General features: G+C 69.3%; 13 protein-coding genes. 6 read left to right on the top strand and 7 right to left on the bottom strand.

Features of this window, described 5'->3' with window-relative positions; all coding sequences use genetic code 11:
• From ACH4ZA_RS25495 to ACH4ZA_RS25475, 5 genes are all read left to right on the top strand, one after another.
• Complete coding sequence (locus ACH4ZA_RS25495; protein ID WP_398431778.1) at window positions 1-4935, top strand: hypothetical protein; 4935 nt, start codon at window positions 1-3, stop codon at window positions 4933-4935.
• Window positions 4932-8015 carry a hypothetical protein gene (locus ACH4ZA_RS25490; RefSeq protein WP_398431777.1) on the top strand — a complete coding sequence of 1028 codons (3084 nt, stop codon included), beginning with the start codon at window positions 4932-4934 and terminating at the stop codon, window positions 8013-8015. The genes ACH4ZA_RS25495 and ACH4ZA_RS25490 overlap by 4 nt, the downstream gene beginning before the upstream one ends.
• Window positions 8016-8038: 23 nt before the next feature.
• A complete protein-coding gene (locus ACH4ZA_RS25485) occupies window positions 8039-8551 on the top strand; it encodes a hypothetical protein (protein WP_398431776.1) in 513 nt (170 codons plus the stop codon).
• A gap of 3 nt (window positions 8552-8554) precedes the next feature.
• On the top strand, window positions 8555-9166 hold the full coding sequence (locus tag ACH4ZA_RS25480) for a hypothetical protein (protein ID WP_398431775.1): 612 nt from the start codon (window positions 8555-8557) through the stop codon (window positions 9164-9166).
• A 320-nt stretch (window positions 9167-9486) separates the two neighbouring features.
• Window positions 9487-9993 (top strand): polysaccharide biosynthesis/export family protein, encoded by a 507-nt coding sequence (locus tag ACH4ZA_RS25475; RefSeq protein ID WP_398431774.1) that lies wholly within the window; start codon window positions 9487-9489, stop codon window positions 9991-9993.
• Window positions 9994-10033: 40 nt separating this feature from the next.
• Here the strand turns inward: ACH4ZA_RS25475 and ACH4ZA_RS25470 are convergent, their stop codons facing one another.
• The 4 genes from ACH4ZA_RS25470 to ACH4ZA_RS25455 form a co-directional block, all read right to left on the bottom strand.
• Window positions 10034-10702: a hypothetical protein gene (locus tag ACH4ZA_RS25470; protein ID WP_398431773.1), complete on the bottom strand. Its 669-nt coding sequence runs from the start codon at window positions 10700-10702 to the stop codon at window positions 10034-10036.
• Entirely contained in the window at window positions 10699-13293 is a 2595-nt protein-coding gene (locus ACH4ZA_RS25465) for a tyrosine-type recombinase/integrase (protein ID WP_398431772.1), read from the bottom strand. The genes ACH4ZA_RS25470 and ACH4ZA_RS25465 overlap by 4 nt, the downstream gene beginning before the upstream one ends.
• Window positions 13290-14444 carry a tyrosine-type recombinase/integrase gene (locus ACH4ZA_RS25460; protein WP_398431771.1) on the bottom strand — a complete coding sequence of 385 codons (1155 nt, stop codon included), beginning with the start codon at window positions 14442-14444 and terminating at the stop codon, window positions 13290-13292. The genes ACH4ZA_RS25465 and ACH4ZA_RS25460 overlap by 4 nt, the downstream gene beginning before the upstream one ends.
• A 412-nt stretch (window positions 14445-14856) precedes the next feature.
• Window positions 14857-15465, bottom strand: a complete 609-nt coding sequence (locus ACH4ZA_RS25455; RefSeq protein WP_398431769.1) for a hypothetical protein — start codon at window positions 15463-15465, stop codon at window positions 14857-14859.
• A 596-nt stretch (window positions 15466-16061) separates the two neighbouring features.
• Here ACH4ZA_RS25455 and ACH4ZA_RS25450 point away from each other — a divergent pair.
• A complete protein-coding gene (locus ACH4ZA_RS25450; RefSeq protein ID WP_398431768.1) occupies window positions 16062-17630 on the top strand; it encodes a B12-binding domain-containing radical SAM protein in 1569 nt (522 codons plus the stop codon).
• Between the two features lie 39 nt (window positions 17631-17669).
• Here ACH4ZA_RS25450 and ACH4ZA_RS25445 read toward each other — a convergent pair whose 3' ends face one another.
• The 3 genes from ACH4ZA_RS25445 to ACH4ZA_RS25435 are packed head-to-tail and all read right to left on the bottom strand — an operon-like array spanning window position 17670 to window position 21863.
• Window positions 17670-18248: a DUF6262 family protein gene (locus ACH4ZA_RS25445; RefSeq protein WP_398431767.1), complete on the bottom strand. Its 579-nt coding sequence runs from the start codon at window positions 18246-18248 to the stop codon at window positions 17670-17672.
• Window positions 18241-20769 carry a tyrosine-type recombinase/integrase gene (locus ACH4ZA_RS25440; protein WP_398431766.1) on the bottom strand — a complete coding sequence of 843 codons (2529 nt, stop codon included), beginning with the start codon at window positions 20767-20769 and terminating at the stop codon, window positions 18241-18243. The genes ACH4ZA_RS25445 and ACH4ZA_RS25440 overlap by 8 nt, the downstream gene beginning before the upstream one ends.
• A complete protein-coding gene (locus tag ACH4ZA_RS25435; protein ID WP_398431765.1) occupies window positions 20766-21863 on the bottom strand; it encodes a tyrosine-type recombinase/integrase in 1098 nt (365 codons plus the stop codon). Before ACH4ZA_RS25435 ends, ACH4ZA_RS25440 begins: the two co-directional genes overlap by 4 nt.
• Window positions 21864-21928 lie beyond the last annotated feature (65 nt).

Genomic DNA, 21928 nt, shown 5'->3' with positions numbered 1-21928 from the left:
ATGCTTCCGCTCATCGATGTGCTGCGCACCGCGGGGATACTGACGGCCCTGCCCGTGGAGCACGTCGACGTCCTGACGGCGCTGGGATGCAGGGACGGCGCAGATCCCGCCGGGCCGTTCGACGTCGAGGTCACAGCGGACGCCTTCTCCGGAACCCTCGGCGGGGTCACGGTCGCGGGTGACGCGAGCCGGGCCACGCTCACCGTTCCCCTGGCCGGCGTGCTGCTGGCCTCGGCCGTCGCGGGCCAGGCCGTCACCGTGAAGTCCGGGCCGTCGCCGTCCTCTCCGTCCGCGCGAGCGGCCGAACCGACCCTTGAGGTGTCGGCGCAGGGAGTGCGGTGGAGCGGACCCGGCGAGGTCGCCCTCACCATGTCCCCCGGCAGCTTTGAACTCCCCGGCCCGGTACGGGTCACGCTGCGGATCGACAGCGTGACGCTGTCCTTTCCCGGGTCGGAGCCCGAGGTCGAGGTCGGCGGTGTGCTGGTCGTCGGTGGCGTGCCGGGGTGCGGTTCGCTATCCCTGCCGTTCGCGGTACGCGGCGGCCGTTCCGGCTTCAACGGCGGCGCGGGTACGGCGGGGCACGCGGCTCACGCCGGGGCCGCTGCGGGGCCGGTGACGTACTCGCTGGGCTGGTCCCAGGCCGGCGACCCGTTTCCCACCTCGATCGACCTCGCGACCGCGTTCCCACTCCCGCCGACGGCCGGCGTCATCAGCGTTCCCGTCGACGCGGGCGCCACACGGGTGCGGGTACGGCTGGCGCGCGGCCCGTCCGGATACGACGGCACCGTCGTCCTGGAAGGCGGCGACACGGGGATCCTGTCGAGCGGGGACACCAGGGCGGCCGCGCTGGGCGTACTCGCCACGGCGACGGCCGGCGACACCAGCGAGGCTGCCGGGCGCCCCGGGCTTGCCGAGTTGGGGGCGCTGATCGCCACCGCGCAGGCGCTCGGCACGGGTTTCGGCACCTCGGGACGGGCCAAGGTTACCGGGGTGCGCTTCGCCGCGCCCGGCACGGCCCGCGTCGACTACGAGGCGGAACTGTGCTGCGCCGTCCACGCGATGTTCCTCGATGCGCACACCGTGGCGCCCCTGCGGGTGGCGGTACGCGACGCCCTCCTCGACTACGGCACCTTCCCACCGGCCCTCGGCCTCACCGGCGCGTCGATCGACGTGGCGGACGCCGGCCGCTGGGAGGTCACCCAGCCGGCCGGACTGCTGCAGGTGGCGGGAGTACGGTCCGGGCACGGGTCCTCGTACGTCGAACTCGACCTACGGGTCCCGATGAACCTCGGTCCCCTGAAGGTGGCGGGCGCCGTACTGCGGCTGTCGCTGGCTCCCGGCGCCCTCGCGGTGACCGTGGAGGGCTTCTCCCTCGGCGTGGACGTGCCCGGCCTCGTATCGGGATCCGGGCAGTTGGCCTTCCAGGGCGACGGCGGCTTCACCGCCGCCCTGCGCGTCGACGTTGAACCCCTCAATCTCGCGGCGAGCGCCGGTCTAGTGGTCGAGGAGGCCAGCGACGCCGGCCGCCCCTACCGTTCGATCCTCGCGGACCTCAGCTGCGATCTGCCCGCCCCCGTCCCGCTGGCCGACACCGGGCTGGGACTCTTCGGCATCGAGGCGTTCCTGGGCCTGAACCGCTCCGCCGCGCTGCCGCCCGGCCAGGACCGGGACAGCATCCGGCAGCGCCTGGCCTGGCAGCCCGACCGCGACCACACGACGGCGACGCCGGACGCCGCACTGTTCGGGGCCGGTGTGGCCGTCGGGACGGTGCCCGACCTCGGCTTCGCCTTCTCCGCGCTCGGCAGGCTCGCCGTCCGCACCCCGGACATCTCGGTGGTCGCGGCCACTGACGCCCAACTGCTGGCCGAATGCCGCAAGGTGACGCAGCGGCCCGCGTCGTCGGGAGCGGTCAGCCTGCTCGGCCTGCTCGTGGTGGACCCCGAGGAGCAGGTGTACGCGGGTGTGTCGGAGGAGTTCAGGTTCCCGCCGGACACGCCATGGGCGCTGATGGTCGCCGACGTGCCGATGGAGGCGCGCTACCCGGTGCGGGACCCGCGCACGTGGTTCGTCCACGTCGGCGGTGACGGCAGGCACGGCTGCGGCCCGATCCGCGCGGTGGTGCTGCCCGAGTTGTTCCATGTCGGGGCTGACGCCTACATGATGCTGCACGGCGACGGCTTCGACCCGCCGCTGGACCTGCCGATGTCGCCGGCCAGCGGATTCGGCGCGGCGGCCGGGTTCTGCCTCAGCACGCGGTACGGCGTCGCACCGGCCTGGGCCGACCTGTCCCTGGGCGCGGTGGTGGCCCTGGGCACGCGTCCGCTGTTCGTCGCCGGGCGCGCACACGCCAGCGGCGGCCTGCACCTGGGGCCCTTCAGCCTGGGCCTGGACGCCACGCTCGAACTCCAGCTCGGCCCGGGGACGCTGACGTACGCGCAACTGCGTGCCTGCGGTTCCGTGGACCTGTGGTTCTGCGAGATCAGCGGTTGTGTGCACATCGGGTTCGGCCAGTCGGCGGCCACTCAGCAGGACATGCCGGACAGCCCGCTGGTGTCCGCGGCGGTGGGCGACCGCAACGGAGTGGCGCTGCCGGGCCGCGCGGACCTGGGCGACCAGCCGGAGCGGGCACCTGCGATGTGGCCGGACGGCACCGTCCTGCTCGGCTTTGCCCCCGGCCCGCGGTACGCGGGCCCGCCCACCGACACGTTCCACGACGACCTCGACCAGACGTCGGCGGTCAAGGGCGCCGGAACGCTCGCGGCACCCGACGGCGCCCTCGGCTCCGCCGCCTATCCGGCCCACTGGTCGCTCAGCGGACTGTCCCTGGCCCGCCTGACGGACACCGGAGCGGCCCAGCGCGTGCCCGGTCCCCTGCCCGCGTGCTGGCAGCTGCCGACGGGCACGGCGCCCCTGGCGCCGACCGCGGGACGCTCGCTCGCCCTGTTCACCCGCAACCCCGCCCTGTGGTCGCTGAACCTGCTGGACGGCGCCGCCGGGAACCCGGCGGATCCGGTCGCGCTGCACGAACGGGCCTGCCGGGGGGACTGGCCGGTCGCGGCCGGCTGGGCGGTCGGCGGCCGGGCCGCACCGGAGGGTGACGGCTGGAGCCTGCCGCCGCTCGAGGACCGGCCGCTGCCCGCGACCTGCTCCACCGTCAGGGCGTCCGCTGTGACGCAGGTACCGGTGGGCCCGCCGGCCGGGCAGGTGCCCGCGATCCGTGACTGGGCCGCGATGCTCCTGCCGGGCACGGCGCTGGTTCCCGGCGGCACCTTCCCCAGCGGCCCCCTCGCCCTCGACGGGCTACCCGAGTTCACCGACCGCCTCGACCTGGCGGACTTCGTGGCCCCCCGCATCCTGGACCTGCAGCGACCCGCGGTGGACCCGCGGGAGTCCGCGCGCGAGTACGGCCGGCAGGCGGAAACCACCCTCACCTCGCAGGTGCCGCTGGAACCGATGGTCCGGGCGGGCCTGCCCCCCACGCTGCTGCTGTGGGCGAAGTCCGACGTGCGCGACGTCGGCGTACACAGCACCTGGCAGGGCCAGGAACGCGACTGGGTGCTGGCCTCGGTGACGAAGCTACGGTCGGGACAGGTGGGCACCTACGTCTGGGACGCGGACGCGCCGGTCGACACCGTGCGGGTGCTGCACGGCCCCCGGTGGCCCTCGCACGACGCCCGGCCGGTGCTCGCCGTCATCGCCTTCGGCGGCGTGACGACCACCGCCGCCCAGGCCGCCGAGAACGCGCGGTCCGCGTCCGTCGCCGCCTCCGGTGCGCGGGCATGGGCCGGGGCCCGCGCCGCCGGGCCGGCGGTCTTCGCCGAGGGCGCCACCTACCGGCTCGACGTCAGCTGGACAGGCGCCCTCGACGGCGATCCGCGGCCGCCGTCCGGTGCGACCGAGAGCCGGTACTTCACGATCGCCCGCCACGCGCCCAAGGAGCTGCCCGCCGACGTCGTCGCGCCGCACGAGCTGTACCGGTCCGTGTCCGCCTTCCACCCCCGCATGCTCGGCCGGTACCTGCTGGGCTACAGCGTCGACCGCTACCGCCCGTGGTTCTGGGGCGACCCGGTCGAGGCGTCCCTGGCCTCCCGCACGATCACCCAGGTCGCCGACGTCTACGGCTACCAGGTGGCGCTCGTGATCGACAGGACCGATCCCCCGCCCGGCCCGCCCCAGCCGGGCTTCCTGCGCGAAGTCCTGCTGGACGCCGCGTGGTTGCGGCCGTGCCGGCGGGACGACCTGCTGAGCGCCGTCGACCGGCGCGGCGTCGCGCGGGCCGCCGCGTCCTGCCCGTGGCCCCTGGACCCCGTGGACGCCGCGATCGACGCGGGCCTTGAGGGCGACGCCTCGTACGAGGTGGGCGTGTTCGTCGAGCCGCGCAGACCGGTGCTTCCCGAGCGCGTGGCCACGATGCTGCCCCGGGCCTCCTTCCGCACCAGCCACTGGCCGGGGCCCGCCGCGATGCTGGAGGACTTTGGGTTCGGCCGGCCCGCGCCCGCACTCGTCCATGTGCCGGCCCGCCGCGGGCTGTCCGCCCCTGCCGAGGACAGCGACGGCGCGCTGCGGGCCGCCTTGCGCGAGGCCGACGTCGACCTCGGACCGCTCGGCGGCCGCGTGCGCACTACCGTGCTGTGGGCACCGGACAGGGCCGGCGGACACACCGTGACGGCACTGCTGCTTGAGTGTGACGAGCCGCTCGTACGCGGCGAACGCCTCGGCGACTACGGCCTGGACGGCTTCACCACGCACACCGACAGCGCCACCACCACCCTCCTGTTCGTGGCGGACCGGCCGGTGGCCGGCGGCCCTGTGACCCTCGTCCGGCACGAGTACCGCGACCCGTTCACGGGCGCCTGGCAGTCGGCTCCGGCCACGACGCTGCAGCTGCCGCTGCCGTCCGAGGTGCCCGCGCTCGCCTGGGAGGTGTGGCCGTGACCACCGCTGTCCCCACCGGGCCCGCATGGGTCCATCCCGGACTGCTCAGAGCGGACTGCCTGTCCGCCGGCGGAGGCCCGCGCGACAGCAAGTGGCTGCGCCCGGGCGTCCATCTGCGCGTCTTCCCTTCACCGCAGATCGGGTTCCCCCTGTGCCCCTTCACGGTGTGGGTGGCTGGCGACGCCGTGCCCGGCCCCGGGTCCGACGGCACCGACATCCGGTTCGACGCCGTCGACCCCTTGTGGTCCCGGTACGTCGGCGCCTGGAGCGACGGCCGGGCGCTCAGCGTCCTGGACGCCGCGGGGCGCACCACGGGACGCTGCTCCGGGCCCGGCGCGTTCGTCGCCCGGGTGCCGCTGGCCGGGGTGCGGTGCGAGGGCGGCGGCAGGGTGTGGCCCGCGGTCTACCGCTCAGGGCTCTCGCGCCGGGGCAGGAGTGGGGTGGTCCTGCCCGACTGGTTGCCGCGCGCCGCCGAACTGGACGTGGACACGGCCTCTGCCCTCGACGCGATCGGCTCGCAGGTTCCCCGGGGTGCGTGGTGGTGCGGCGCCGACAGCCGGTTCCCTTCCGCCGACCTGGGCTACCGCCTTTCCGGTGTGCCCGACGCGCCCCTCCCCTACGACGACATGCAGCCGGCCGACGCCGCCGGCCGCGCCACCGCCCAGGCAATCGGGCTGCAGGAGCCGGTCGCCGATGCCTGGAGCCGCCCGCCGGCCGCCCCTGCACCGGCCACGGCACAGCTCACCCGTTCTCTCCCCGCCACCGTGGCCGGCGGCCAGGACGCCTCGGCCTCGGTCGACATGAGCGTCGCCCTGTGGGCGGCTTCCGTGGACCCCGCCGCCGCACGGTGGTGGGGCTTCGGCACGACGCTGCCCGTGAGCCCGCAAACCGGGGGCGCCGACGGATGGCCCTGCTACGCGGTCGCCGCGCTGTTCGCCCTGCCTGCCCCCGCCTCCGGCCCGCAGGCGCAGTGGGTGCGACTGGCCGAGGCGGCCCAGGCGGACCCACTGGCCGGCCCGTTCACCGACGCGCTCCTCGCCGTCCACGGCGGACAGGGACTGCCCGACCTCGTCGGCGAACTCGAAGCCGCGGGGCACACCGTGGTGTGCCTGTGGACGCTCGCCGTCGAGGCCCCGCCACCCGACGTGCCGGACGCACCGTCCGCCACCGCCCGGCGGGACGCGACACGGTGGAACCCCGACGGCACCTGGACCGCCGCCCTGGCCCTGCACGGCACCGCAGGAGGCCCGCTCGCCGTGCTGCGCTCCCCCGACACGCCGCTGAACGAGTACGTGCTGCCGGGCGAGCCCTGGCGGCAGCCCCTCGTGGCACCGGCCGCCCGCGACACCCCGTCCGCCGCCGCCTTCACCGACTACCGCTGCCCGCCCGGCGCGGCGCGATGGCGCGTCGCGACCGCCGACATGTGGGGGCAGTGGTCGGACTTCGCGCCCGTCGACGGCATCGATCCCCCTGACCTGCCGGCCGTACCCCAGCCGACCGCGACACTCGCCCTGCTGCCGGCCGATCCCGCACCGGGCGGCGACGGGCCGTACAGCCCCGGCGCGGTCTCCTTGCGGGTCTCGCTCCCGCAGCCCGTGCAGGCCGCGCCGCCGGTCACCACCGTGCGGGCGACCCTGGACAACGCGGCCGGCCCCGTCCTGCTCGCCCAGGACCCGGAAGGCATGTGGACGGGTACCGCTTGCGTGCGCGCCACCACTCCCGGGGAGTCGGTCACCGTCCGCTGCGAGGTGGAGGTCCGCGACGCCGCCGGGCGGCAGGCCGGGACCAGCGCCTCCCTCGCGGTGCTGGACCCGCGCCCGCGCACCGCCCGGTCCGCCGCCCCCGTGCTGCTCTTCACCGGCCAGCGCGCACCGGACGGCTACGCCGAACTCGACGTCACCGCGGCACTTCCCGCCGGGCTCGCCGCCACCGCAGGCTGGCACCTGTACATCGCCGACGAGCAGTTGCTCGACCCTCAGCTGGCGCCGGACGACCCGCGGTGGAAGCGTGCCGGCAGCCTTCGGGCGCGCGTCGGGCAGGCGCGGGACCGCTCCGGCATGGCCCGGCTGACCGACGCCTCCATCGAACCGGGACCGGGAACCCGGCGCGTGCGGTGCCGGCTGCCCGGCCGGCTGGAGCAGGTGCAGGTGTGCCAGCTCGTACCGGTCACGGACGGCGGGCAGGAAGCGCCCGCCACGGACTGCGGGTGCTTCACCGTGGCGGTGCCCCTGAGCGACACCCCGCCCGCGCCCTCGCTGGCGGCGGCCGAGGCGGACCCGGACGGGCGAACGGTGCGCCTGACGCTGTCCGTCCGGTTCCCCGGCACGCGCCCGCCCGGTGACCCGCCCCCCGGGCCGGTCCTGCGGCGCGGCACGAAGCGGACGTCCCTGCCCGCGCGAGTCCGGCGCTCCGCCACGGGCACGGCGCCCGAGACGTGGCCGGTCGTCGGGCAGGTGGAGCTCGTACCGGCCGACGAGCACGACCGGGAGGCCGGCTGGCAGTGGACCGCGAGCTACGAGGACGTGCTGCCGGTGGACACGCCCGCGTGGACCCCGCTGTCGTACGTCTGCGAGGCCGCGTGGCCCGACGAACCCGCCTGGGACCCCGAGGCGGTACCGGCGGCAGGCGAGATACGCCCGACGTGGCCGCAGCCGGCGGCCCAACCCGGCCTGTGGAGCGCCCCCTCGCAGATCGTCACCCTTGTGCGGCCGCGCCCCCGGCCCGCGATCCGGCCGGCATACACCGACCACGGCGACGGGCATGCGAGCATCTCGGTCACCGTCCCGGTCGCGCACCCGCGGGCGGCGCCGTGGAGCCTGACCGCTGCGGCCGCCGCCTCCACCCCGCCGGCGTCGGCCCACACGACGGGCCCCGGGCCCGAACTCGTCCTGGGCCACCTGGACGCGGCCATACCGCCCGCCCATTGGCTGGTCGCGGTGACCACACCGGACGGCACCCTCCTCCCCCTGGCCAGGGCCGACGCAACCACTCCCGCAGGCGCGGGGCACCGGCCGCGGGCCGTGTCCGCCGCGTCCCCGCACACGCACACGCACCCACCGGACACCCGAGCGAACACATGAGAACGGAGCAGGAGGCGGACACCATGTTTGGCACTGATCTCACCTTTCCCATGCAGCACCAGTACCAGACGCACTGGTGCTGGGCCGCCACGGCCGTCAGCACTGCCGCGTACTACGACGCCGCGAGCCCGTGGATCCAGTGCCTCGTGGTGGACGACGAGTTCGGCACGACGACCTGCTGCGAGGACGGTTCGACGGCCGAGTGCAACAAGCGCTGGTACCTGGACCGCGCCCTGAAGCGGGTCGGCCACTACGTGAAGGACGAGGCCGGACCGGCGCCCCTGCGGCCCACGGTGGTCGGTGAGATCGACGCCCACCGCCCGCTGGCAGCCCAGATCGACTGGAGCGGCGGCGGGACCCACTTCCCGGTCGTCAGCGGCTACGCGGAGATCCCCCTCGGCGACGAATTCCCCTACATCGAACGGTGGCTCACCATCCAGGACCCGGCATACGGCCAGTCAGCCGTGGAATACGACACCTTCCGCACCGCGTACCAGGGCTCGGGGTCCTGGACGTGGACGTACTACACGGGGTGACCCATGACCATCGAATACACCTCGCCGTCCGGTGACGCGCGGCGGACCGCAATGAGAGGCGTCGAGCACGTCGCCCGGCTCGCCGGAGCACCGGGCGGGCCGACCCTGACTGAGGCGGACGTGGCACTCTCGGCGCCACACCGGGTCCACCATGTCGGACTCGACCACCTCGTGGCGCGCCGTCCGCTCACGGACTGCCCGGTCACCGGCTGGCGGTACCTCGTCCTGGCCGACGGCGGCGCGGTCGCCAGCAGTGAGCTGTCGGCCGGCGCTGGCGAGGGACCGCTGAAGCTGGAGCAGGTCAACACCGGGCCCTACGTACAGTCGACGGCGGCGGCCCTGCAGCGGCTCGCCGAGAACCCCGAAATACGGTCGGGCCGGTTCGAGCTGCACATGCTGAAGATCCCAGCGCTCAGCACCTTCCTCCTGTGGCTCCACCAACTCGACGGAGACGCCGACCTGTTCAGTACGCTCCCGCCCGCGCCCGGCTTCCTCGAAGCGGGACGCCTCTACCGCGAGAACGAACTGCTGGACCTCATGGAGGGCCCGGCACGGCGGTGCCTGGAGTTCGACACCACGCCCCGGAACGGGAACGGACCCGCACAACAGCAGTGACGCCGCGACCGACGGCACGACCTCGGGCGGTGACGGCCGCTATGACCTCGCCGGATAGACGAATGGCGCCGGAACGACTGAGCCGTCCAGCTCGACTCCAAGATCTTTTGCGGGACAAGCCTTAGGTGACCCCGCGTGATCACCGGTGGTCTGCCCTGCTCACCGTAGGCACCTTCAGGTGACGCTGGGTCAAAGCGGCCCGTTACGAGGGTTAGATTGAAAAATCTACCGCCGCCTCCCACGCCACCAGTCGAGTTGCAACGCCGTGACGGCTGCGAGATCGTGGCGAAAGAGGTATAGCCGCACAAGGTGGAGTTATCATGCCAGCAGACTCACTGGAGTTGGGCGAGGTCGTCAATGCGGAGATCCGTGATGCCTCAGGTGCGGTGACGTCTTTTACGCACGAGTATCCGATTGACGCATCTCGGCTTCTGCGCATTCCGTCGCTGAACACGATCATTGCAGAAGGCAAGCCGTTGACGCCGGATCTACGCGATGAGATACACGACCGGTTCGTCGATGACGGTATCCTGGACCCTGTGACGGTCAATCTGACCCTGAGCAGCACGCGCGTGGACCTCGAGAATACCATTCAACCGGGAGAAAAGATCTTCGTCAGACTCCTTAACCCGGACGGCACCGTCGACCCTAGTTCGGGATCGTTCGTTGTCGACGGGTCGGGGAGTATCAACATCCCCTTCTTGGGCGGGGTCCTCGTCCGGAATTATCGCTTCTTTGAAGCGGAGCATGAGATTGAACAGGGGCTCATCGACGGGGGTTTCTTTTCCCAGCCGATCGTCAACGTAACACGCGTACAGCTTACATAGAGTGCATTCGTTAACAGCACTCCTCAGTGGCTGGCTTTCCTCAAGGGCCGGGCGGCTCGGGGGTGGCTGCGGCTGTCCGGGGTGCTTCCGGAGCATTTGCGGCGATCAGTCGGCTGTTCTCGATCATCAGCCGCTGGTTGACGTTGCGGAGTGCCTGCATGGCGGTCTCCGCTTGGCGGTTGGCTGCGAGTGCGGCGTCTCGTTGCTCGCGCAGTTCCTCCATCTCCGTGTCGTGCAGCGAGAGGGCGTTCAGGCCGTCCCGGAGGCGGGCACCCAGATCGTGGGCGCGTAGCGTGCGTAGCTCGTTCTGGACTTCGTGAAGGGTCCGTTGCAGGGCGGCGTTCTGTTCCAGGAGCATGCGGTTCTCGACTTCGAGGGCCGCCTCTTTGCGGGCGGTTGCTGCTGCCGCCGCCCGCGGCCCGTCTTGGGCGAGCTGGGCGCGGACGGTCTCGGCTTCGGCTTTGAGGTCGCGGTGGCGTTGCAGGTACTGCGGGTTGACGGCGGCCCGCCGGGTGATCTCCGCGTCAGAGAGGGCCTGGCGGCTCTTGCGCATCGCGGCCACGACGTCGAGGACCCGCTGCCGGCACTGTTCGCTGTCGGCACGGCGCCGCTGAACGGCGGCCGCTCTGCCGGCATCGAGAACCTCAGCCCGACTGGCAGGGATCGGCGCCTGGCCGGGCTTCGCGAACGGGGCGGCCGGGCGCGTCACCCGGTCGTCCTCTCGGTGAGGATCGGGTCGACGGTCGGCTGGTCCAGGCTCTGCCGTCCGGCCAGAATCGCCGCTACGGGGATGACGGTGAGGAACCGGTCCCGGGTGTGGAGCCAGGACTCCACTGTGGTCCGTTCCTCGGGGGTGAGGGAGCCGATGTCGGCTTCGCATTTGCCGACGAGTTCGTCGATCTGTTGGATCTCCTGGCGCAGCAGCTCCAGGTTCGCCGCGCTTAGGGGGCCCGCGGTGAGCACGCTGCCGTAGGCGCTCTCCAGCGCGGCGAGCTGTTCCGCCTTCCCGGCGCGTAGTTGGCGCAGTTCGGGCAGGTGGGTGAAGTCGGTGGTGTAGAAGGTGCAGGAGAAGCACCGGTTGTATACAGGGCAGCCGTGTCCGTCGGCGCGGACGTTGTTCATTTCGTGGCAGCGTCCCGCGGGGACGGGCACCGAGCCGACGCCTGCGCGGATCCGGTCGGCAAGGTCATTGTCCGGGGTGCGGGCGCGAATCCGGCCGCCGGTGAGGTCGAACTGGTACTTGGCGGCGATGGCGCGCACCGCTTCCACCCGTCGGGGGTGCGAGGGCCGGTAGTAGACCTGTGTGGTGGAGGGGTCCTGGTGGGCCATGAGGACCTGAAGGATGTCGAGCGGGACGCCGGCGTCGGCGCGGAGCTGGGCGTAGGTGTGCCGGAAGGCGTAGGGGAACACCCGTGCCGGGTCGAAGGGCTTGCCGTGTCCGTCGGTTACGGCGAACTGGTCGAGCCAGGTCTCCAACCAGTAGCCGATTGTGCCGCTGTCGTACGGCCGCTCGCCGAGTGCGTTGGCACGGGAGCGGCGAGGGGTGGGGAACAGCACCATGCGGGTGGAGCGGGGCCGGCCGTCTTTGTGGAACAGGTGCGGGGCTTCGTGCCGTAGGTGGTCCTGCTGGCGGGTGATGACCTCGGCGTCGCTGGGATGGAGCGGGAGTTTGTGCCGTCGGCGGACTTTCTGCATCCAGTAGGCGAGGAAGGGGTAGGACCGGCGGCGCACCGTCCCGTCCGGGTCCTCCACGTCGATGTCGTGCCACTGCAGGCAGTCGAATTCCAGGTGGCGGAGCTCCCAGGGCCGCCGGCCTACGCGCATGGCCAGCTCGACGCAGTTGCGGCGGGTACCGGCCGGGAGCAGGGCGAGATTGCGTTCGTCCATGAGCTGGAGGAAGACCTGTTCGGGCAGGGCGTCCTGGGAGCGGCCTTCCAGCTCGCTGGCGGTGTCGTCCCGCTCTGGATACGGCGGCACGTCCATCTCCAGCAGATGGACGTCCGCCGCATGGTTGTCCGCGAGCCATGCCCGGCCGTGTTCGAGGACCTCACGCAGTACCTTGACCAGCTCGTAGTGGCGTACAGGTGTGACCAGCAGAGGCCCGGTGGCTCGGCGTGATGGCAGGAGGCGCTCGGCCACGATCTGCCGTACCGGGTCGTCGTCGTTGAGGAGCTGGTAGTCGCTGGTGTCACGGGCTCGGTGCGTCAGCCAGCGCAGGTAGGCGAGCATGCCGTCCCGGCCGACGTCGCCCGGCCTTCTGCCCTCGCTGGGCAGGGTGCGAAGGAACATCGCGAACCACCGGGACGCGTAGCCGACGAGCATCAACCGTGCCGAGGAGGCGCCGGCGGCGGCGAGGCGTAGCAGGTACTGCTGGGCGAGGTGTGTGACCCAGGGTGCGTGGACGTCCCGCAGATCGACGCTCCCGCCCTCGTAGCGGGGGTTGAGGATGCGCAGCCGGACCAGGGTCCGGGTGTGCTCGGTCGCCGGGTCGGCTTCCAGCAGCGGCAGGGTCCGCTGCCACAGCCGCAGATACGTCGTCGTCGCGCCCTTGGTCGGCAGTTCCGCGGTGGCCAGGTCGTCGACCGCGTGGTCGCACAGCCAGCGCACCGCCGACTTGACCTGTGCGGGGCTGATCCGGCCGCCCTGGCGGAGCTGGGCCTCGTACCCACGCAGCACCTGCGCCACGACCGCCGGCGCAAGATCGGTGAGCGGGACCACGTCGACGGACGTGTAGATGGCGGCTGCCGTCAGCGCCCACGCCTCGCGGTCGGGCGTCCCCGCGTTGGACCACTGCCGCTGGTGAGGCAGGCACAGCCGGCTCCGCCGCACTACGGCCATGCGCGGGCACACGCGGACCAGGCACTTCCCGAAGCCCGGACGCGGGTCGCGGCCCCGGGCGAGGTACTCCTCGACGGTCAGCCCGAGCACCCGGCGCTCGGAGGCACAGCTCTTGCACAGGCCGCTGGCCTCCGCGGCACGGTCGCAACCCACTCGGCACCGATGCTCGGCGTAGGTGCGGCGGGCGAACGGGACGGGCGTGCTTGCGCACCAGCTGTCGATGTCGCCGGGGGCGCCGGCCTCCCGCCAGTCGGACGCGCAGCGATGGCACAGCCACGGCCAGCTCGTGGCCGGCCGGTCGCACCCGGTGTGCCGGCAGCGGCGCAGCAAGTGCCAGTCGGCGCCCAGGGGGAAGCACAGCTGGAGCGGGGAGCGGTCGAGGCCGTGTCGGGCCAGGTAGTCCCAGTCCGGTTCCCACTCGGTCGCGCGGGCTGGTGCGGGCAGAGGTGCAGAAGTCGTCATGCTGGTCCGAAGATCTTGTCGTTCACGGCCTGGGCGGCGTGAGCGACCCGGGCGTCGGAAGGGTTGCGGTACACGTTCTGGCTGGCCACGTCACGGTGGCCGAGTAGGCGCTGGAGAACGTCGCACGCGACGTCGAGGTCGGCTGCGGTCTCGCCGAAGGTATGCCGCAGCATGTGCGGATGGATGTGCCGGATGCCGGCGTCCCGGGCGAGATCCGACATAAGGTCCTGAACCCGCCGCGTGCCGAGGACCTGCCCGCCCGGCTCTCCCGTGGGACCTGGGAACGATACGAAGGCCCAAATAGCTTTGCCCGCGCCGGGGATGGTGAGGCGCTCGCGCATCCAGTCGGCGTAGAGCATCACCACGGGGCCGGGCACGGGAACGACGACGGTGCCGCGGTTCTTGTTCGCCGCCCCGCGCGGGTGACCGTCACGCTTCTTCAGGTGCAGGTGAGGGCCCAGGCTGTAGGGACAGCCCGGTACGGTACTGCCGGCCGGGACGAGGTGAATGTCCTCGCGGAGCAGGCCGACGACCTGGCCGACACGCAGCGCGCACGCGCCGAGCAGGGCGACCATGCAGCGGTCGCGGGCGGTCTTCGTAGTGCGCAGGAGCGCGGCGAATTCCTCGTGGCTGGCCGCCGGTGCCCGGCCGGAAGAGTGACTCGGCCGTGGATCCACGCGGATGCGTGGCTCCAGGACGAGTTTTCCAGTCGCCAGGTGCGGAGCGGTGACGAACAGGGCGTCGACCGCCTTCGCGCTGATCCGGCGGAGGTCGGCCAGGTGCAGGTAGAAGCCGTGGATTGCCGCAAGGGCGGGGGCGAGCGTGGAGTCCTGCGGGAGCCGCCCTTGGCCGCGGCCGCTCGTCAGCCGGGGCGTGGTCCTCAGCTTCATCAGATAGTGCGAGAGTTCGGCGGCCGCGTGTTCCCGCGACAGGTCGTGCTCGCCGCACCAGGCATGGAAGCGCTTGAGGTGACCTGCGTACGTCTTCGTGGTCGATTCCGCGCGGGCCCGGCCGAAGCGCAGGTGGCAGAGGAAGCCGTCCAAGTCCTCGACGACCGTCAAGGTGGGCCCTGCAAGTACCGTCCAGTAGGCCAGCGTGTCAGTGACCTCGACCCGCAGGATCTCGGCAGTTGGCCTGTCCGCAGTGAACACAAGCGGAATGTAGCAGTTCAATCACACAGCGAAACAATCGATGTTGGGACTGTGCGCGAGTGCATCAAAGAGTGCATGGGCGACTCGCCTCACTGGACCGCCTGCCCTCGAACGGTACGAGTCAGTCGATGCTTAGGCACGGTTCGCAGAAGGGGTGAGCCGGCCGAACACCGAAGTGAGCACGGCGACCTGGGTCGGGATGCCCAGGGTGAGTACCCCCACCAGGCTGTTCTCCGGGGGCGCGGCGGTGTCGATGAGGCCGTAGGCGAAGCGGACGGAGGGAATTATCTACATCTGTCAAGCTCCTGCGCTGGTCGCATGTAGGTCCCTCGATCAGCGACGTAAGGCACGTGCAAGTCGCCACTGTCTGCCACGCCCACGCGTTACCGGCTGATCCATATCGCGTCGGGCGCTACGCCGTCGGTGTCCGATCGTCGCCAATTCGTGAGTGCGCCAAGTTGAAGGGCATGATATCTGCCTGAATCTGCACCGAGATTGAACTCATTCCAATCGTCGGCTTCAGGACCATGCGGCGAAGCTGCAGTCCAGGCAGATCTGTATCGGGCGCGAACGTAAACTGACGAAAAATTGTCACAAGTCGACGACCGGTCGCGGATATGACAGGAATCGAGAGGGACTCCGCAATTTTGCCAGCACCCTGTGGAATCATCACTGCATCGAACGGCTCGACGGCAGATACACCTTCAAGCTCAACAGAACCATCCGCTTGCGACGACCAGTGGAACAGGGAATCTCCAGCCCTGCTTACCTCGCCAACGCTCCTGACGGAGACCCCTTCACTTGCGACATCCTGCCTGAACTGGAATGAACCATTCGTTAGCGTCAACAAGTTGACTGATCCGTCAAACTCCCGCCCGAAACCGGTGGTGGGAATAATAAGGATCGAGAGGAGGGAGCCAAAGGTATCAGCCCTTGGAGGAGGAGGGCGAAATTCCACGCTGAACTCAACAAATCCACGAGAGGGGTCGACGGAACCGGACCCTTCTGCAGTGAATTCCACTCCATTGATGGTTCCATGCGAGTCGATCTCAATAGCGCAAGGAGTGTTCATACGCCCGATACCCTTCGCCGCAAACGCATCAACCCACCTACTCCATATTGCTACACGCGCCCACAACCCGCATCCCGAGGGGTCATCGGCTCAGGCGCAGCCTTACGCCGCGCCCGGCTCACGGTGCATGGATGGGCTGAATGGCTGAGGTAGTACAGAGTCAGCAGGCGAGACCGAAAGCCATCGCCTACGATGCTAAGAGCCGCCGTAACCGCGGGGTATCAGTCGTCCATGTCCTGAAGGGACTGATGGAAGATGCAGCGGATCCGGAACCTTGACGACCTCCTTCAGTTTGTCGCCGTCAACCCCGAAGCGGCCAGAGAACTGAAGAGCGACCCACGCAGAGTCGCAGCGATGCTCGGCGTCGAACTCTCCGATGAGGAGGCTAGCCTCATTTCTTCCAATCTGGATATTGACGCTGTGCTGGCGAACGCACAGGCAGCAGATTCCATGGCCGTAAAGGTTGCCCAAGGGATTGGCCTCCGGACCTCTCGTAGTGAAGGTTCGTAAAGAATGCATGACGCGAACGACCGGGAACTACGGGAATGAAGTCTGACATCTTGCTGCTTCGGCCGCGCGGTCGTATGACAGACAGCCGAGTATTCGCCATGGAGCAGCTCGGATTGTCGTACATCGCGGCTATGGCTCGTGCAGCTGGATTTACGGTTGACATTATCGACGGGGCTCTCGACCCTGATCGCTATGGAGCGGCTCTAACAGAATCGAAAGATCTAGATCACAAGCTCATTGGTTACCCAATCTATCCCGAAACAATCCGTCGTGTTGCAAAAGACGTGGCTGGGATGCGAGCGCGAGGGATCACAACGCATGTGACAGTCGGAAATCACCTGGCGACGCTCCATGACAAAGCGGTGCTGACTGACTTTCCTCAATTCAATTCAGTGGTGCGTGGCGAAGGAGAGCAGACAGTAGTTGCGCTAGCTCGGGCCCTATCATTGGATGCTGGCTTGTCAGGCGTTCAGGGTCTTACCTATCGGCAGGGAAAGGAGATTCGTCGCAACCCCCCGCGGCCAAACATTCAGGATTTGGATGCGATTCCTTTTCCGGCACGGGATACGCTTCCCATGGTATTGAAAGCTGGCAACGCACCCCTTATCTATTCAAGCCGCGGATGTAACGCTAGGTGTGACTTTTGTTCAGTTCACAACTATTTCAATGCATCGCCGAGTGGGGCGTGGCGCGGCAGATCACCTGCCAATGTCGTAGACGAGATGGAGGCTCTATTGCGCCTATATGGCGCACGCGAATTTGCCTTTGCCGACGAACAATTTCTCGGCCATGGTAAGAGCGGAACCACGCGAGCTCTTGAGATTGCTGAAGAGATCCGGCGGCGTCGACTAGACATCAAGTGGTACATCGAAACGCGGGCGTCGGGTGTCACAATCGATGTATTCGCCCGTTTGCGTGATGCAGGGCTCAGTGCCGTCTTTATGGGGCTAGAGTCAGGTTTTGATCCCGCCCTGAAGCAGATGCGCAAGGGACTTACGGCAGCCCGGAGTGTCCACGCTATCGAAGTACTCAAGGAGCTAGAGATCTTGCCCAGTGCAGGTTTCATTATGTTCCGCCCAGACACGACCATTGAGGAGCTTCGAAGTAATCTTGACTTTCTCGCTCAGGTTGGGTGTGTCGAACTGACGGCCCTCGTCACAGCTATGCGCGTTTACTCTGGAACAGCATTGGAGGACCGACTTCGATCAGAGGGACGCCTGAAGGGGCACTACTATAACTACGAGTGGTCTTTTCAGGACGCGAAAGTCGGAGATTGCTATTTGGTTGCCATGGAGTCGGCTGACACTCTGTCCACTTCGTATAACGCCTTCGCACGCTTCCGTCGGGCCGGTTTGGTTTCATACAGTGAATGCTTGAAGCTCCAACGTGCTATGAATAGTGGGCCGCTCGAAATCATGCGTGATGTAGTAGATGGGGTTGACCAAGTCGGCCGGGCCACAGCGGATCTTCGTGCGCATGCTCGAGAAAGATTCAAGCAGTGTTGTGATGACTTTCTTCGCTTGCTGAGATTTGTGGAGGTGTGTGCCGAGCAACGCCCGGCTGATAGCGGTGTTCGCCTGTTGAGCCCCATGTATCTTTGCTGAGATTGGGCTATCAGCTTCATGCCTTTTTCTGCGCCCACATCAGGTTCGACTCGACGAGTTGCTGCTCTCGGTGCGGATCATGCGCCGCAGGCTGGTCCTTGCGCTGACCAGGTCGTCCTCAGCCTCTGCGAGCTTGTCCGTTAGCTGCTTGACGCGGCTCAGGGCCTCGTCGCGCTCGCCTTGCAGCCGCTGGTTCTCCACGATGAGCTCGTCGACGCGGGTGCCCAGGTCTGCGGCGCCGATCTGCTCGAGTTGCTGGCCGAGATTTCGGCGGACGGCGCCCTTCAGACGCTCGACCTCTTGCCGCAGCCGCCGGTTGTCCTGCTGGAGGAGCTGCTTCTCCACCTTCCATCCGGCCGGTTCCTTGGCGCCGACGCGGGCGTCGTTGGTCGCGGCGCGCCCCTGGCGGCGCCGGGCGGCCTCGATGTGTTCGCGCACGCCTTCGGCGTAGACGAGCCAGTGGGAGACGTTCGCGGCGCGAGCCACGCCGGTGAAGGTGACTGGCTCGTTGTCGGCGAGCAGCTGGTCGACGACCGACAGAACGCGGGCACGCTTTTCGCGTGAGTCCTTCTGCCGGGCCTCGCGCAGGACCTGGGCGGGGGTTCGAGGCTCACTCATCGGTGCTTCTCCGGGCTGGGATGGACGGGACGGGCAGGACAGGCGGAGGTGCTGCGGCGCGGACCTTACGCAGGACAGCGGACGCCTCTTCGAGGTGGCGCCGTTCCTCGTCGGGCATCGCCTCGAGCTGACGGCGGATGCTGGTGACCACGTTCTGGAAGGAGTCGATCTGGTCGGTGAAGTTGCGGACGACGAACTCCGCGGTCCCCAGGGCCCTGGCCATCTCGCGGTCGGCCTTGAGGGCCCGGATGTGATCTTGGACCGCAGGGAGGAAGGAAGGGTCGGGCCGGTAGAAGGCGCACCCGGAGCACTGAAAGCGGATCGGGCAACGTCCGCCGCCGGCCTTGACGTTGGACGGCTCGGTGCAGTTGCCGAACGGTACGGCGACCGAGCGGGCCTCGTACGCGGTCGCCGTCGAGGTTGGCGCCGGGTTGCCGGACCGGTCGACGACGTGTTTGCGCATCGTCTCGACGGCCTTGCGGCGCTTTTCCATCGAAACTTTGAAGTAGCCCATGGTGGTATCAGCAGATTTGTGGTCCATGAGGTCGCGCAGGGTGTGCAGGTCGGTGCCGGCATCCGCATGACGCTGGGCATAGGTGTGACGGAAGGCGTAGGCGAAGATGCGGCTGCGGTCGAACGGCAGCGGCCGGCCATCCTTGTCGACGGTGTCGGTGACCAGTTCCGGCAGGCCATCGACCCAGTGCCGGAGCATCTTGGCGACCGTGTCGGCGTCGATGCACCCGTCGTAGCCGTGGCGAGCCGTGGGGAACAGGAAGGTTCTGGAGCGGGCAGGCACCTTCAGGGTCTGGCGGATCGCGAGCCACTCCTGGATGGCGAACGCGGTCTCGCGGCCGATCTCCAGACGACGGCGGTTGCGGCGGGATTTGTGGTTATCCCAGATCAGGATGTACTCGCCGTCCTGGGATTCCAGGCAGTCCATCCGGAGCCAGCGCACTTCCCAGGGACGGCGACCGGTGTCGCGCAACAGGATGTAGACGGTGCGGAGCATCACCTGCACCACCTCAAGCGCCATGTCGCCGTAGGGGAAGTCGACGCCGATCTGCTGGACTTGGGCGTCGAGCTGGGCAACGACGTACTCCGGGATGGCCTTGCCGGCCATGTCCTCGGCAGGGTCCTCGTACGGGATCTTGTGATGCGGGTGGCGGGCGAAGACGGAGGCGACGTGGTCGAGGATCTGCAGGCGCCGTCCGAAGTCGAGCAGCTGGCAGAAGTGCGCGAGGAGCTCGGCGCGGGACCCGTAGGCGAGGGTGGCGGTGCCGTCCTGGCGTTTCCGGTCGCGGATCGCGGCGACGACCGCGTCCATGTCCGTGACCTTCAGCGCGCCCGGGTCGTGGCCGCCGCCGGGGCGCGCGGACAGAGCCCGCGAGGCCGACAAGCAGCCCTCGAAGGTGCGCCGGAAGTCGTTGGTGTCAGGGGTGGTCTCCTTGACCCAGTCGGCCAGCAGGCGGCGCAGCCACTCTTGTCGAATCTGCGTAACGTCCAGACGGCGCGAGTTCACGCGGACGCCGGATCGGGTCCGCGAGCGCAGGCCGAGGTCACTGAGCTCCCAGACGGGCCTGTCCAGCGGGTCGACGCCGCGGAAGCGGTCGAAGGCGCCGCGCACGAGGCGTACGACGTCGTTCCAGTGGGCCTCGCAGTTGCGGTCGAGGTATCCGAGGTCGCCCAGCTTCTTGTCCGTGAGCTCGGCGATGGATGACACGCCTGCGAGACCCCGGACCATCAGCCGCATCGCGACCGGGCTGAGGGTCGGGCGCTGCTTGTCGCGCTCCATCAAGGCGAAGAGGAGCTCGTGGCGAAGTAGTTCGGGCAGAGTGACCAGCGAAAACTGGAATCCGGTCAGCCACGGCGGCTGCACGGCAGCCCAGGCCTCCAGGCCTTCGTAGACCGTGCCCTTCATGCCCATCTCGTGCTGGTGACGGCGCCAACGCTCGCGGTGGTACGTACACAGCGGCACACGACCGTGGGCGCTGCCGGCGCAGGCCCCGACCTGACACGGCGTGCCGGACGGGAGCGGCTCAGCGTAGGCCCGGAGCCACGGATCCAGGCCCAACTCCGTCTTCCCACGGCGCTTGAGGTAGCGCCATCGTGCGTAGTGCGGGGTGCATGCACCCTGCGTCGCGGCCTCCAGGGCGCAGCGCACGCTGTCGCGCTCGACCGAACACGGCGGCCGTTCCCCGGGCAGGGAGCGAACCAGCGCCCGGCGGCCGACCTTGGCGAACTGCTCGCGGCTCAGACCGCTTTCGAGGAACTGCTCGTAGCAGGACCGGCACAGATGCCGGGTCGCTCGGACCGCGACGTGGCATCCGGCGCTGTTGCACCGCCAGATCGCGGTCTCGTCCTTGTCCGGATCGCCGGTGAACAGCCAGTTCGCCGCATCCCATTCGTCCGGCCGCCAGTCTGCCTCGGTGTTATCGATCAGCCAGGTCATCCAACCTGTGCGGTCGATAGGCAGCGTGACGATGCCCGAGTCGGCCATGGCGGCTGTCATCTCGATGCTCATCGCGCCATCTCCCGGCGTCGGGCGTCCGCGCGCTCGACTGCTGCCCTCCGGGAGCCTTCGTCGGCATGGACGTAGGGGGCCATGGACGACTCGGACATATGCCCGAGGAGGTCGGAGACCACCGACCGGTCGGTGCCCTGGCGGATCCACTCGGTAGCGGCACTGTGACGGATCATGTGGGGTCGGGCGATCAGGTCCGCGCGTCGGGCCAGTCGGTCGAACAGGCCCTTGACGCCGGAGTACGTCATCGCGCGCCCGAGCGGCTCACGGAAGAGGTTCACCAGCACCTGCTCGGTGAACTCAGCCTGTGGGACCGCCGAGCGCTCGTGAAGGTAGTCGGCGTAGCAGACGCCCAGCTCGCTGGTGACCGGAATGGCCCGCGGCCGCCGCGACTTCGCCCACGCTCCGTTGCTGTTCAGTCGTCGCCTCACGTGCACGTGCGGGCCCTTGACTTGGCAGCCGAAGGCTTGCGAGTCGGCCAGGAGGTGCATGTCCTCGCGACGTAGCCCGAGCGCCTCGCCGATCCGCATGCCGGTGCACCACAGCAGGAGCACCAAGAAGCGATCCCGCGCATGCAGGGTGACGTCAATCAGGCGGGCGATCTGCTCGACCGTCAGCCACTCGATCCCCGAGTCGACGCCCCTGAGCTTGAGTATTCGGGAGCGGACCGTGCGGTACTGGTTGTTCTCGCCCGGGTTGAAGCCCTGCGGTAGATACCGCAGGTAGCGGGGCTCGGTCAGCTGCCCGGCTAGTTCAGGATCGACCCACTTCATGCGTACGCCGAAGCTCAGGAACTCGCAGACAGTTCCCATGATCGCGTTCGCGGTGTTCTCGTCGCGGAAACGCTCCAGCCCGCCCCCGCCGCGGGCTCGTGAAGGCAACGGTTCCTCCACCAGCCAGTGCAGGAAGCGCGCGAGCTGCCACACGGTGATCTGCGCCCACTCCAGGCGGTGGAAGGTGCAGTACGAAAGGTAGAGCGCCGTACGCCCGGCGTACGTCCTCTCCGTGTTGTAGGCCCGGCCGGCGTCTCGCAGTCCTGCGAGGAAGAGCGAGCCCTCATGGTGAAGGGCGTAGTCGTCAGCTCCGACGATCACCCAACCGGTGCGGTCTTGGGCCAGTGCCGCCCGTTCTGCACGGAACGACGTGACAAACGTGCCTG

The sequence above is a fragment of the Streptomyces sp. NPDC020597 genome (assembly GCF_044335095.1).
Taxonomy (GTDB): domain Bacteria; phylum Actinomycetota; class Actinomycetes; order Streptomycetales; family Streptomycetaceae; genus Streptomyces.
The sequence above is the reverse complement of the archived record's forward strand: the minus strand, read 5'-3'. Positions and strand labels throughout refer to the sequence as shown.

Excerpts from the sequence above, each read along its gene's own strand:
- ACH4ZA_RS25495 (WP_398431778.1), top strand. The coding sequence starts at position 1 with ATGCTTCCGCTCATCGATGTGCTGCGCACCGCGGGGATACTGACGGCC.
- ACH4ZA_RS25485 (WP_398431776.1), top strand. The coding sequence starts at position 8,039 with ATGTTTGGCACTGATCTCACCTTTCCCATGCAGCACCAGTACCAGACG.
- ACH4ZA_RS25480 (WP_398431775.1), top strand. The coding sequence starts at position 8,555 with ATGACCATCGAATACACCTCGCCGTCCGGTGACGCGCGGCGGACCGCA.
- ACH4ZA_RS25475 (WP_398431774.1), top strand. The coding sequence starts at position 9,487 with ATGCCAGCAGACTCACTGGAGTTGGGCGAGGTCGTCAATGCGGAGATC.
- ACH4ZA_RS25465 (WP_398431772.1), bottom strand. The coding sequence starts at position 13,293 with ATGACGACTTCTGCACCTCTGCCCGCACCAGCCCGCGCGACCGAGTGG.
- ACH4ZA_RS25450 (WP_398431768.1), top strand. The coding sequence starts at position 16,062 with ATGAAGTCTGACATCTTGCTGCTTCGGCCGCGCGGTCGTATGACAGAC.
- ACH4ZA_RS25445 (WP_398431767.1), bottom strand. The coding sequence starts at position 18,248 with ATGAGTGAGCCTCGAACCCCCGCCCAGGTCCTGCGCGAGGCCCGGCAG.
- ACH4ZA_RS25440 (WP_398431766.1), bottom strand. The coding sequence starts at position 20,769 with ATGAGCATCGAGATGACAGCCGCCATGGCCGACTCGGGCATCGTCACG.